This is a genomic window from Inquilinus sp., from assembly GCF_039594555.1.
GTDB lineage: Bacteria > Pseudomonadota > Alphaproteobacteria > DSM-16000 > Inquilinaceae > Inquilinus.
Map to the genome: position 1 here is coordinate 16,828 of NZ_JBCNNF010000026.1, position 13,518 is coordinate 30,345.

General features: G+C 64.3%; 11 protein-coding genes. 10 read left to right on the forward strand and 1 reads right to left on the reverse strand.

Going from position 1 to position 13,518, the window contains the following annotated elements; genetic code table 11:
- The first annotated feature begins 40 nt into the window (after positions 1-40).
- From ABDW35_RS04770 to ABDW35_RS04815, 10 genes are all read left to right on the forward strand, one after another.
- On the forward strand, positions 41-997 hold the full coding sequence (locus ABDW35_RS04770) for an alpha/beta hydrolase (protein WP_343712707.1): 957 nt from the start codon (positions 41-43) through the stop codon (positions 995-997).
- Between the two features lie 196 nt (positions 998-1,193).
- Positions 1,194-2,006 carry an MIP/aquaporin family protein gene (locus tag ABDW35_RS04775; RefSeq protein WP_343712718.1) on the forward strand — a complete coding sequence of 271 codons (813 nt, stop codon included), beginning with the start codon at positions 1,194-1,196 and terminating at the stop codon, positions 2,004-2,006.
- 115 nt (positions 2,007-2,121) lie between these two features.
- Positions 2,122-3,111 carry an AEC family transporter gene (locus tag ABDW35_RS04780; protein ID WP_343712708.1) on the forward strand — a complete coding sequence of 330 codons (990 nt, stop codon included), beginning with the start codon at positions 2,122-2,124 and terminating at the stop codon, positions 3,109-3,111.
- A gap of 43 nt (positions 3,112-3,154) precedes the next feature.
- The gene (locus tag ABDW35_RS04785) at positions 3,155-3,958 is read left to right on the forward strand and encodes an SDR family oxidoreductase (protein ID WP_343712709.1); all 804 of its coding nucleotides are present in this window, start codon (positions 3,155-3,157) and stop codon (positions 3,956-3,958) included.
- A 133-nt stretch (positions 3,959-4,091) separates the two neighbouring features.
- On the forward strand, positions 4,092-4,934 hold the full coding sequence (locus ABDW35_RS04790; RefSeq protein WP_343712710.1) for a haloacid dehalogenase type II: 843 nt from the start codon (positions 4,092-4,094) through the stop codon (positions 4,932-4,934).
- Between the two features lie 154 nt (positions 4,935-5,088).
- Positions 5,089-6,015, forward strand: a complete 927-nt coding sequence (locus tag ABDW35_RS04795) for an alpha/beta hydrolase (RefSeq protein WP_343712711.1) — start codon at positions 5,089-5,091, stop codon at positions 6,013-6,015.
- 198 nt (positions 6,016-6,213) lie between these two features.
- Positions 6,214-6,870: an MEDS domain-containing protein gene (locus ABDW35_RS04800; protein ID WP_343712712.1), complete on the forward strand. Its 657-nt coding sequence runs from the start codon at positions 6,214-6,216 to the stop codon at positions 6,868-6,870.
- A gap of 1 nt (position 6,871) precedes the next feature.
- Positions 6,872-9,952 carry a PAS domain-containing protein gene (locus tag ABDW35_RS04805; protein WP_343712713.1) on the forward strand — a complete coding sequence of 1,027 codons (3,081 nt, stop codon included), beginning with the start codon at positions 6,872-6,874 and terminating at the stop codon, positions 9,950-9,952.
- The gene (locus tag ABDW35_RS04810; protein WP_343712714.1) at positions 9,949-10,323 is read left to right on the forward strand and encodes a response regulator; all 375 of its coding nucleotides are present in this window, start codon (positions 9,949-9,951) and stop codon (positions 10,321-10,323) included. The genes ABDW35_RS04805 and ABDW35_RS04810 overlap by 4 nt, the downstream gene beginning before the upstream one ends.
- A gap of 40 nt (positions 10,324-10,363) precedes the next feature.
- Positions 10,364-11,032 carry a response regulator gene (locus tag ABDW35_RS04815; RefSeq protein WP_343712715.1) on the forward strand — a complete coding sequence of 223 codons (669 nt, stop codon included), beginning with the start codon at positions 10,364-10,366 and terminating at the stop codon, positions 11,030-11,032.
- Between the two features lie 365 nt (positions 11,033-11,397).
- Here ABDW35_RS04815 and ABDW35_RS04820 read toward each other — a convergent pair.
- Positions 11,398-13,518 (reverse strand): ParB/RepB/Spo0J family partition protein (locus ABDW35_RS04820; RefSeq protein WP_343712716.1); only part of this gene is annotated, 2,121 nt, incomplete at its 5' end.

Sequence of the window (13,518 nt, forward strand, 5' to 3'; positions counted from 1 at the left end):
GCCGGACATTGCGGCTCACCCCAAATCGAAGGAGAGCTCAATGCTCTACAGCAATCCTACGGATGGCTATCGCCTCGCCTATCGAAAGAGTGGCTCGGGCCGACCCGTCGTCATGGTCCATGGTTCGCCGGGTGATGGGCGCGAGTATGACAAGCTCGCTGCCCTCGTATCATCCCACGCCATGACGGTCGTGCCGGATCTCCGCGGCTTCGGACACTCCGACAAGCATTCGGAGAACGGCGGTGATGCCTTCTCGAGAGACGGCCAGGTCAGGGCTGTCGTCGCGTTGATGGATGAGCTCGAGCTTCGTGACGCAATCCTCGTCGGCTATGATATCGGCGGCTTCACCGTGCAGGGGATCGCGCGCAAGCGACCCGACCTGGTGGCGGCTCTCGTTCTCGCCCCTCCCCTTCCGGGCGTCGGCAGGCGCATCCTCGAAGTGACGCCCGTCAACGAGTTCTGGCACGCCACGTTCTTCCGGACCAAGCTTGTCGAGCAGGTCTTCGACGCAAACCCGGAAGCCATCCGCGCGCTGCTGAGGGTCCATCTGGACGGCTGGTCCGGCCCCGGCTCGACGGTGACCGACGAACTGCTCGACCACATGGTCGAGGCCTATTCGGCGCCGGGCGCGTTCACCGCCGGTGTGTCCTGGTTCCGGCACGAGGAGAGCAATCCGATCTCGGATTACGCGGCCGAAACCGTCCCGCCGATGGCCGAGCGCTTCGACAAGCCGACGTCGATCCTCTGGCCCGAATGCGATCCGCTCTTCCCCACCGCGTGGTCTGACCGGCTCGACCGGTTCATGAGCAACTTCTCGCTGAAGTTCATGCCGGGGGTCGGACACTTCTCGCCGACCGAGGCTCCCGAGATCTTCGCCGGCGAAATCCTGGCGCACCTCTCCGGCGATTGGCGACCCGACGCTGTTCGAGGGAAAGCACGCGCGGGCAGAGCGCCGGTCTGCGACCCGGGGCTGATCTTCGGCGCTGGTGGCCGGTGATCCCGGCGGGGCAGGCGCTCCCACTCGCCCAATGGAGTTGAGGTCGCGGTCGCGGCGGCAACCCTCCCGGGTGGCTTCCGGATCTATCGACGAGCTGCATGAGATGCTGGCGACAGTGGTCGACGATGACGACGCCTGCCGCGGGCGGGCCGTCGACAGCGGGACGACAATTCCACATCACCAAGAGAGAACATCCATGTGGCGTCTTCACGACCTGGTTGGAGAGCTGATCTCCGAAGCGATCGCGATGATCATCATCATCACCTTCGGATGTTCCGTGGCCGCGATGTATATCCTGTACGATCCAAGTCCCTACAGGACGGCCTATTGGGGCGTCTGCATCACCTGGGGCCTTGCTACCGCCATCGCGATCTACGTGACGGGCGCAGTTTCCGGTACTCACGCGAACCCTGCCGTGACTCTGGCACTCGCCGTCTTCCGCGGGTTCGCCTGGAGGAAGGTGATCCCTTATTGGTCCGCCCAGGTGATCGGAGCCTTCATCGGCGCCGCGATCGTTTACGCCCTCTATTACACAGTCATCGACAGCTTCAACGAGACTCAGCACCTGGCACGTGGGGATGGCGGCGCTGCAGGCGTGTTCTTCACGGCGCCGGGCATCGCAATCACCCCGATGAAGGCCTTGATCGATGAGGTCATCCTCACGGCCTTCCTGATATTCGGCATCTTCGCCGTGACCGACGAATTCAACACCGTGGCGCCGCGCGCGAACTTCGGCGCGATCGTCATTGGCCTGATCGTCACCGTGATCGGGGCATCCGCGGGCAATCTTGAGGCCTGGGCACTCAATCCGGCGCGCGATTTCGGACCGCGATTCTTCGCCTGGCTCTTCGGGTGGGATCGTTCCGCCTTGCCCGGTGCGCTGGGCTATTGGTGGGTGCCGATCGTCGGCCCATTGATCGGCGGCCTGATCGGCGGCGGCGCGCAGCATCTGCTGGTCCGCCCGTTCTACCCGCACGAGAAAAAGGTCTCGCTGAAATCTGCGCGATAGCGGCACGCCGTTCTGCTGATCGACCGGGGATGTGCCATCGCCCCGAGGGCCAAAATCGGTCCTGGGCCGTCCGCTTCGAGACCTCTCATACCACCACCCAAGTCGGTGATCCGCCATGCTCTCGGCCCTAGCCCTGGCCCTCTCCCCGACCTTCTTCGTCATGCTGCTGGGCTACAGCGCCGGCAGGACCGGCCACATCAACAACATGCATGTGACCGAGCTTACCATCGTGGTGATGAGCTACTGCCTTCCCGCGTCCCTGTTCGTCGCCACTGCGTCGTCGAAGTGGTCGGAACTGACCAACCAGTGGCCGGTCCTGCTGTCCCTGGGCATCGTCATGATGGGGATCTACCTCCTCTGGTACGCCTACCAGCGCCTGGCGCGCGGACAGGACTCCAGCGAGGCATCTCTCCAGTCCCTGGCGGTCGGTCAGCCGAACTTCGCAGCCGCCGCCTTCCCGGTCATCACCGCCTTGTTCGGCGCGAGCCACCTCTCGACCGTCGCCGTGGGCATAGCCGTCGGGTCGCTGCTGCCCTCCCCGCTGACACTGGCGCTTCTCGAACTCGACAAGTCCAAGTATCGTGGAGGAAAGGCCGATGTCTGCCGCGGTCGCGCCACGGTCAAGGCGGCCGGGGTGGCGCAACTCCGCAGGGCCTCCGCCCGCGCCCTCTCCAAACCGATCGTGCTCGCCCCCGTGCTGGGCATGCTCGTGTCCCTCAGCGGGTGGCAGCTGCCCGAGGTCGTGGCCGTGTCGCTACGCCAGATCGGCAGCGCAGCGGGCGGCATGGGCCTCCTGGTCACCGGCCTCGTGCTGTCCGAGAGCGAGTTCCGGCTGAGCTTCAACACGGCATTAGGCGTCGCCGTGTCGAACATCGCGCAGCCGCTGCTCGCCTTCTTCATCTGCCGCGCCGTGAGCGCGCCGGCCGAGATCACCGAGCTCTCGGTAATCATGGCCGCGCTGCCCTCCGGCTTCTTCGGCATCCTCTTCGGCAACAGCTACGGCCGACTGTCGGTCGAAGCGAATTCCACCATCATCGCGAGCACCATCTTTTCGGCGCTCACCTTGGCGGTGGCGATCGGGTGGACGTACAGCTACGGCGGCTGACGGCCACTCCCTTCCATCATCGTCAATGAGAGGAGTGTTCCAAATGGCCAGAACTATTCTCATCACGGGTGCAGGTTCGGGTCTCGGCGAAGGCGCGGCGATCGGCCTGGCCAGAAAGGGCCACACCGTGATTGCCACGGCCGAAACCTGGCCTCAGGTCACGGCGCTTCGCGACAAAGCCGCCGCGATGGACCTGCCGAACCTGACCGTCACCAAGCTCAACCTCCTGGACGAGCACGACATCGCCCATGCGGCAAAGCTCGATTTCGACGTGCTGGTGAACAACGCCGGCATCGGCGAAGGCGGGCCGATTACTGAGATCCCGATCGCCCTCGTCAAACAGAACTTCGAGGTGAACGTATTCGCCCTGCTGGACCTGACGCAGCGGGTCGTCCGCCGTTGGGTCAAGAACGAGGTCAAGGGCAAGGTGGTGTTCATATCCTCGATTCTCGGCGTGGTCAGCCCGGGCATGGTCGGCACCTACTCGGCCACCAAGCACGCTGTTCAAGCGATCGCCGAGGCCATGCAGGACGAGTTGAAGGAGTTCGGCATCCAGGTACAGACGATCAATCCCGGCCCGTTCTTCACCGGCTTCAACGAGCGGATGGTCGAGGGCGCCTATCGCTGGCTCGATGACGAGGTCAACTTCACCAGCCGGGCCTCATACAAGTTGCAGACCGATGCCCTGATCGACAAGCCGGAGATGCGCCTCGACCCTGACGACATGATCGGCAAGATGGTGGAGCTGATCCCCGAACGGACGGGCCCGTTCCGGACCATCTTCCCCCGGGAGACTGCCGACTGGGCCGCCGCCGCCGCTGCGGCGATGCTGGAGCGCACGATCTGAGCGCAGGGATGGATGGCGGGTGCCGACACCTTGTCGGCGCCCGACTCCCAGTACGGCAGCAGCGCGCAGCGGCGGCGCATAAGCGGAACCCGGCCCCTCGGGGCGTTGCACGAGCCTACACAGGAGGTGTGGCATGAGCGTACAACCAGCGGATATCGACCCGATGAATCCGACCCGCCGCTCCTTCCTGCTGGGTGCGCTGGCAGGAACCGCATTGGCGGCCACGAGACCCCTGCATGCCTGGGCCGCCGCCGTTCCCGATCTGGCGGGAATCAAAGCGCTGACCTTCGACATGCAAGGAACGGTCTTCGACTTCTACGATCCCATGGTGAAGGCCGCCCAGGCGATCGGCCGCGAGCGCGGGTTGCCGGACAATTGGGCGGCAACGCTGCCGGGGGACTGGAGCACCGGTGCCCACGACATCATCGTCGGGATCTCGGCAGGCCGGCGCCCTTGGATGTCCAACACCGGGGTCTACCGCGAAGCGTTGATGCCCCTCCTCGACGGCCGAGGCGTCGGCGATCGGCTTTCAGAGGCCGACCGGGACCGGCTCCTTGCCGAGTGGGGAAAGATGGTTCCGTGGCCCGACGCGATGCCGGGCATCACCCAGCTGCGCCGGAAATACACGGTTTCCACCCTGACCAACGCGTCGATGTCGCAAATGACCGCGCTCGTGAAAGCCGGCGGGCTGCCCTTCGACGAGATCCTGACCGGGGAGCTGGTCCGCGCATTCAAGCCTGATCCCAAAGTGTACCAGTTGGCTGTCGATTATGTAGGCTTCCGCCCCGACCAACTGCTGATGGTCTCAGCGCACAAATGGGATCTCCAGGCCTCGAAGAAGGCCGGATTGCGCACCGCGTATGTGCCCCGACCATTGGAGCTCGGACCTGGGCAAGCCGCCGACCGCAGCCCGGAGAGCTTCATCGACATCGTTGCCGACGACCTTGTCGATCTGGCTGGCAAGCTCGGAAGTTGAGCGCCAGATCCAGCAGAAAAGACCACCAGCCTACAGGTTTTCATTAATCAATATCTGACAATATCAATTGAGATCGCCACTATCGTATAATTCAAAGTTTACATATTTGACTATATATATTTGTCTTCCTTCCAATATAAAGCAGGAGAGAGCGATGACCGGGTTTCGCCATAACGTGTTCGACCACGACGGCGTTCGAATCCACTACGTGACTGCGGGCACGCCGCCGACCGGTGGCGGCGGCGGTGGAACGATCGTGCTGCTGCATGGCTGGCCGCAGACCTGGTGGGAATTCCGTCTCGTCATCGAACCCCTCCAGTCTGATGGCTGGTTCGTCGTGGCTCCCGACTATCGCGGGGCCGGGGCGTCGTCAAAGCCCGAAAGCGGCTATGACAAACAGACAATGGCGGGCGACATCAAAGCTCTGCTCGATCACCTGGGCGTGAGGAACCCGATCACCCTCGTCGGTCATGACCTAGGAATGCTGGTTGCCTACGCATTTGCCTCCCTCTACCCGAACAATGTCGAGCGCCTCGTGCTCATGGAGGCTCCGATCCCGGGTACCGAGACCTATGAGAGCGTGATGGGGACGACCAGGTACAGCCAGTCCAGGCTCTGGCACTTCCACTTCCACGGCGCCGCAGGCAACGAGGCCGAGACGCTGATCGCCGGCAACGAGTTTCCATATCTGCGCAATTTCTATGTCAAGCTGAGCGCGAATCCCGACGCCATTTCGCTGACCGACGCACAGCGGTATGTTGCCGACTACTCGGCGCCCGGGGCGATGCGGGCGGGCCTTGAGCTCTTTCGGGCTTTCGAGAGGGATGCAGACGACAACCGGCGCATCCTTTCGGAAAAGGGAAAACTCAAGATGCCCGTGCTTGGGCTCGGCGGCACCGCGAGCTTCTTTCTCCCGGTGGCCCAGAAGATGCTCTCGGAGGTCGCCGAAAGCGTCACCGTCCGGCCGGTCGAGGATTCGGGCCACTGGATCACCGAGGAACAGCCGGCGACATTTCTGCAAAGACTGCGCGAATTTATCCAGGCGACCGGCGGGGCGAAACCGACGCATTTCGCGGCCTGAGCACAAGCCGCCATACACCGTCTGGCCGGGCGGAGACCGATGCTCGCCCGGGCAGACCGGCGGAGACCCCGGACCACCGACGGCAAGCCACGGTTTCCCCGCCCCCTTCGGGAGGACCGATACCAAGGTACAATATGGACCTTCACGTCGGCCGGACGCATGATTCCGCGGGCGCGGAGACATGACCGGTGAAGGTTCATGAGGAAGGCTGTCGCACCCATTCCCTTCGCCGGGTCCGAACTGCGCGAGCAGCGTCACGTCTGCGTCTTCTTCAACAGCGATGACGAAGCCACCCGGGTGCTGCTGCCCTTCGTGAGGGACGGTCTCGCCTGCGGTGACAAGGTCGTGCACATCGCGAACCCGGATGAAGGGTCTCGGCATCTGCATCGCCTGGCTGCGGTCGGGATCGACACAGCGGCTGCGGTGAGTTGCGGCCAACTCGAAATGCGCACCAGCACAGACGCCTACCTTCGCGACGGCCGTTTCGACCAGGACCGTATGTTGCAGGTCTTCGAGCAGTTGGCCAGCGGTTCTGCAAGGGACGGATTTCCGCTGAGCCGCATTGTGTGCCATATGGACTGGGCGGCCGAGGTCCGATCGCATCTCGACGACCTGATCGAGTTCGAGGCGCGGGCGAACGACATCTGGGTCCGGCACGATGATGCTGTGATCTGCGTCTACGATCTGGCTCGGTTCGGCGGTGACACGGTCATCGACATCATCCGGACGCATCCGATGATCGTCATTGGCGGCACCCTGCAACACAACCCCTTCTTCGTTCCGCCGGATCAGTTCCTTCCCGAGCTCCGGCGGCGGCGGGCCGGACAGGCGCGGCCGCCCACGACGGCGGTGTAGCATGGAACTGCAGCTCGAGCCCCCTGGCGAGGAGATCCGGCGCCTCAAGCACTGCATCAACGATCTGATCAGCTTGCTGGCCCTCCCTGCCGTCTGGGCCGGCGGTGATCTCGCCCGCATCGCCGACACTTTGCTCGATGCTCTTGCCGCGATGCTGCGCGTCGACGTCGTTTATATTCGTCTGTTGGAGCAAGACGACGGCACGCCGATCGAGATGGCACGGGTTGCGCAGACGCTCGGGCCAGCGACGCAGCCGCGGGACATCGGTGTGGCGCTCGAGCGAGAGCTTGGCCATGCCTCATCGACATGGCCATCGACGGCGTGGATCCAGATCGCAGAGGCCCGGCTTTTTGCCGCGCTGCGGCCGCTGGGCCTGCATGGAGAGATCGGTGTCGTGGTCGCGGGATCGCGACGGCGGGATTTCCCGTTGCAGACTGAAGAACTCCTCCTAACCGTCGCGGTGAACCAGGCGGTCGTCGCATTGCACGAGGCACGGCTGCTTGGTGAACAGAAGCATCTTGCACAGGATCTCGACCGACGCGTTGCGGAGCGTACGCGCGACCTCGCGGCAGCCAACGCCGCTTTGACCCAGGAGGTCGCGGAGCGCCGCCGAGCGGAGGACGCCCTGCGCAGGAGCGAGGAAGCTCTCGCCACTAGCGAGCGCAATTTCAAGCTCATCGTCGACACGATCCCGGCGGTGGCGTGGACGGCGCGCCCGGATGGGTCGGCCGACTTCTTCAATCAGCACTACCTTGATTATGTCGGCCTGACTTCGGACCAGGCGATGGGCTGGAGGTGGACGGTAGCCGTGCACCCGGATGACATGCCCGGGCTGGCCGCCACCTGGGAAGGCGTCCGAGCATCGGGCAAGGCAGGGGAAGGTGAAGCCCGGCTGCGCCGGTTCGATGGTGAGTATCGCTGGTTCCTTTTCCGCGCCAATCCGTTGAGGGATGAATCCGGGACCATTGCCAGATGGTACGGAGTCAATACGGACATCGATGAACGAAAGCGCGCAGAGGTAAAGGCTATCGAGGCCGAGAGCGAGTTGCAGCAAGCCTTCGACAGCATTCCCGCGCTTGCCGCAACCTACGATGCCGACGGCTCGCGCCTTGCAAGCAACAAGCGTGGGAGGGAGTTCACGGGTCTCGCTCCTGAGGACCTGACAAACGGGCGCTGGACTGGCGCAATCCATCCAGACGACTTTGAAGCGACGGAGAGCAAATGGCGCGCATGCGTTGCCAGTGGGGAATCGTTCGAAGATGAGTACCGGACCCGAGCAGCCGACGGCACCTATCGCTGGTTCATGGCGCGCCGCGTACCGGTCCACGATGAGGCGGGCAAGATCATCCGTTGGTATGGCGTCAGCCACGACATCGAGGATCGCAAGCGGGCGGAGACTCTCCTCGGCGGCGAAAAGCATTTGTTGGAGATGATTGCGACGGGCAGCGCGATCCGCGACGTCCTCAGCGCGTTGTGCCGGATGGTCGAAGGTGCCGCACTCGATTGTTATTGCGACATCCATCTGATTGACTGGAACAGTTCGACATTCGAATACGCCGTGGCTCCATCGCTTCCTCCCAGCTACAGCGACCCGGTCGCGCGGCTCCCCGTCAGCGGCGAGTTGCTGCCGTGCGGAATAGCGGCTCACCAGAAGGTACAGGTGGTCTCGGCGGACATCGAATCGGATCCCCGCTGGTATACATCCGCGGTCAGGTCCCATGTCTTGGCGCATGGTCTGAGGGCGGTCTGGAGCACGCCGATCTGCTCGAAGAACGGAGAGGTCCTCGGCACCTTTTGCGTGGTCCAGCGCAAGGCGGCGGTTCCGTCGCCGTATCACCAGACACTCATCTCGCATGCCTCCCAGATCGCGGCCATTGCAATCGAGCGTTCACGCACGGAAGCTGCGCTCAGGCGGAGTGAAACCCTGCTTTCGGAAGCTCAGCGCCTCAGTTCAACCGGTGCCTTCTCCTGGTTCGTGGACACCGATGAGGTCGCGTTCTCCGAAGAGCTCTACCGGATATTCGAATTCGACCCGGGGTCCGTGGTAACCCTGGCGCGAATCCAGGAGCGGATTCATCCCGATGACCTTCCGTCCCTTTCCACCCAGATGGCTCGGGTCCGATCCGGCCAGAGCTATGTGGGTTACGAGATCCGACTGCGCATGCAGGATGGCAGGGTCAAGTACCTGCGCACCTTCGGCCGCGCCATCCGCCACCAGGACGAACGGATTGAATGCCTTACTGCGGTTCAGGACGTGACGGAGCGCCGGATCGCGGAAGAGGCGCTCAGCGCGGCCCGCTCCGAACTCGCGCACGTCACCCGGATTTCAAGTCTGGGAGCATTGACCGCCTCCATCGCTCACGAAGTCAACCAGCCGCTTTCGGGCATCGTCACCAACGCCAGCACGTGCCTTCGCATGCTGGGCGCCGAGCCGCCGAACGTCGAAGGTGCGCGAGAGACGGCACGCCGGACCATCCGCGACGGCAATCGCGCCGCCGAGGTGATCGCGCGCCTGCGCAGGCTCTTCACGAAGCGCGCCGCCACGATCGAGCCGGTGGATCTGAACGACGCCGCGCGGGAAGTGATCGCTCTGTCCGCCGGAGACCTCCAGACAAGCCGGGCTGTGCTGCAGACCGAACTCGCCGCCGACCTTCCACTTGTCTGTGGTGACCGCGTCCAGCTTCTCCAGGTGGTGATGAACCTTATGCGAAACGCCTTGGATGCCATGAGCGGTGTCGATGACCGACCAAGGCGACTCCTAATCCGGACCGAGGCTGATGGCGAAGGCTGCGCACGCCTGGTCATGCAGGACGCCGGGACCGGCTTCGGGCCCGAGGGGACCGAGCGTCTCTTCGAAGCCTTCTATTCGACCAAGAGCGAGGGAATGGGCATCGGGCTGTTCGTCAGCCGATCCATCATCGAGAGCCATGGTGGCCGCCTATGGGCGAAAGCGAATGACGACGGTCCGGGCGCGACGTTCGTATTTTCCCTCCCACGGTATGTCCCGGATCGAACGGAGGCGCGAGGCTGTGGCACGTCATATCCATCGGCCACCGCCTCACCGGGACAAGAACTAATATGAAGATGGCGGCCACCCTCGTCTCGGTAGTCGACGACGACGAATCTGTTCGCGAGTCCTTGCCGGATTTGCTCGTGGAGTTCGGGTTCAATGCGAGGGTGTTTACATCGGCGGAGGAGTTCCTGGCATCGGACTGCATCGACGGAACCCGGTGCCTGATTCTCGATGTCGCGATGCCAGGGATGACCGGACCGGAATTACAGATGGAACTCGGACGTCAAGGTCGATCGATCCCGATCGTCTACATCACCGCCCAAAAGGATGAGACCGTACGGCCCCGCCTGATTGAGCAAGGTGCGGTGGAGTGCCTCTTCAAGCCATTCAGCGATGCCGACCTTCAGCAGGCGCTGGAACTCGCGCTTGACGCGGAGTGATCGATTAAATTTTGCGCAGCAATCGGGTGAGGATACTTCGATGAATACGGATCTGGCGACTGCAACCGACAATTGGCCGAGGTTGGCATCCACGCCACAGGAAACGCCCATCGTCTTTGTCGTCGACGACGACATTTCCGTGCGCGAATCTCTGGAGTTGCTCATCCGTTCGGCGGGGTGGGAGCCGCAGATATGCAAGTCGGCTGAAGAATTCCTGGACTGCCCGGCGCCCGCAGTTCCGAACTGCCTGATCCTCGACGTCAACCTGCCCGATCTCAATGGGCTCGACCTGCAGACCCTTGTTTCGGTCGAGCGGACGGACATGCCGATCATCTTCGTCACCGGCTATGGCAACGTGCCGACGACTGTCAGAGCGATGAAAGCAGGCGCGGTTGAGTTCCTGATCAAGCCGTTAGGTGATGAGGCGTTGCTCGGGGCCGTGGAACAGGCACTTCGGCACAGCAGACATGTACAAGTCTTGGAGTCCGAGTTGCGGATGCTCAGGGATCGATACGCTTCGCTGAGCCGCAGGGAGCGTGAGGTAATGGCGTTGGTAGTGGCGGGGCTGCTGAACAAACAGGTGGGTTTCGAGCTCGGCATCACCGAGATCACGGTGAAGGCGCACCGCGGTCATCTGATGCGCAAGATGGAGGCCCACTCACTAGCTGATCTCATATACATGGCCAGTCGGCTCGGCATCATGACTTAGGCCAAACCCATCCGTCCGATCACTTTGCTCGGCGTTGCCGTGGATGGGAGCCAGCGAGCTGGTAATCGCCAGATTGATGAAGATCCGACGGTGCCTTTGATTTCCGCTTCCGGCACTCGCCAGGACGAGGGTGATTTCCGGTACGGAAGAAGCGAAGCGCCCTGAGGGGTCTGCAAAGGGGACCAAACGACCCCTCCCGATGTTCCGCTTTCGGGAACTCGTCGCAGCGACCAGGATGTCCGGTTCGGAGCAGCCTGGCTGGCCTCAGAATGGCGGCAATGGGGACGAACCGGGCAGCGGCGGGAAGTTCCGGCAGACGGACAGCTGGTGGAAGGCCGGGGCCGTTGGCGGCCCCGGCCAGATAGCTATTCGGCAGCGTCGGCGTATCGCTCGCCTTCGGCGATGCCGGCGCTCGGCTCCACCGCTGGTGTGCGGAGTAGTGCCGGCAGCCAACCGGTCCCGGTCAGAAGCTGTTCCGCCGTCACGGCCATGTCCTGCTTCTTCATGCCTGCCATCCGCTCCGCCGCTTCCTCGGAGACGCCTTCACACACGGCGGCAACGATGTGTGCCTTGGTGACCCGCTCGAAGTAGCTCTGCGCCGTGGCCGCCCAATAGGCGGACATGTCGAGGCTCAGCGCCTGCGCCAGCACATCCGCCATGGCCATCGCCTTCGGCCGCTGATCCCAGGGGATCCTGACCGCGAACACGGTCACGGCCGCGCAATGGGCGAACAGGGCCATGTGGCTGTCATGATCGAGGCCGACGATGAAGCCCCACAGACCGGCCACATCCGCCGGCATTTGCACCGCCCAGGCGGCGTGACGCTCCTCCAGCTTCTGTGCCGCCGCGGTGTCAGCGATGCCGTGGGCATGGCCGCCGAGGAACGCCGAGTTCGCGCGGATGTCGAGGCAGGCACCGTCCTCCTGGCCCCGGTAGAAAGTCCGTGCGGCCAAGGCGTGGGTGACAGCGAGCAGCGCCACGTCCGGGTCGTCGCCGAGCGCGAGCCGCAGCCCCAGCGTCCGATGCGCCGTGAGGTCGCGGACCAGGCTGTCCGACAGCGGCTTGGCGGCATCCTGGTTGTCGTCTTCATCGCCACCGGCCGCATCCGCCTCGTTTGCAGCAGCATCGTCAATGTCCATGGCGGAGTCCGCCCCCTCCTCCACTGGCGGCTCGTCCTCCGGGCGGATGAAGCCGCGCTCGATCCGGGGAGCGCCATCGGGGCCGAGCACCACATAGGCACCGCCCCGTGCGACGACATCCGGATCATAGGCATGCCGCTGCGCCGACAGCCGCTCGATTTCGGCATTCAGCGCATCGAGGCGGGCGGCGACCTCATCCGGCAGGCCGTCGCCGTCATGCTGCTGGGCCAACGCGTCCCATTCCGCCGACAGCGTATCGAGCATCGCCTGATCCTCGGGCGGAAGCTCCACCGGCTGGGGATAGGTCCGGCTCAGTCCGTGGGCATAGGGATAGTCGATGAAGACCTCGACCCATTTCCAACCCTCGGCCCGGACCTCTTCCGCCAGCCGCTCCAGCTTCTCCAGCGCCAGTCGGTCGAGCAGGCCGGCGTCTTCGAACCAGCCGCCGCTATCCTCGGTGAACAGGTCGCGCAGGATCGTCCCGCCGGCCTCCTCGTAGGCGGCGGCACCGACGAAGACCGCCCGGCGGTCGCGGGCGGCGACACGCCCCTCGGTCAGCATGCGCCGGATGGTGCCGGGCTCCCGGTTCCAGGACAGGCGGGCGAAGGCGTCCTCCTGCCGGGCGTGGTCCTCGGTGACCGCGAAGGCCATCAACTGCTCCAGCGTCAGCCCGCCATCGCGATAGACCTGCATCAGCTTCGGGCTGACGGCGCCGAGCCGCAGCCGCTGCCGCACCACCTGCGAGGTCACGCCGAAGCGGGCGGCGATCTCCTCCGCCCCGAAGCCGTGCTCGTCCGCAAGCCGCTTGAAGGCTTCGAACTGGTCGGCCGGATGCAGGTTCTCCCGCACCACGTTCTCGGCCAGCGACAGTTCCTCGACCTCCCCTTCCACGATGACGCAGGGCACGGGGGCGGACTTCGGGGCTTGCTTGCGCTTGACCAGCAGCTTCAAGGCGGCGAGGCGCCGGCCACCGCCGATCACCTCGTACCTGCCGGTCTCGGCCCCCTCCCCGTCCAGCACTGGCCGGACCGACAGGCTCTGCAGCAGGCCGTGCGCGGCGATGCTCGCCGCAAGCTCCTCGATCCCGGCCTCACGCCCGGTCCGGCGGACGTTCTGCGGCGAGGGCACGAGCTTCGACAGCGGGATGTCGCGAATGATCGTCGTCATGGTCGCTCTCCTTTGGCAAAACCACCGCGCCTTTCCCCGACACGGGCGGGGTGGGCGGCGGAGAGCGGCCGGCAGGCCCGCCGAGGGAGGCGGTCCGCACCCGGTCGGAGCGATTGCGGCGGTGCGCAGGATGAGCGTCAGGGCCGGAACGGAGTGGAGGACGCGCGCAGCGCGTTGCGG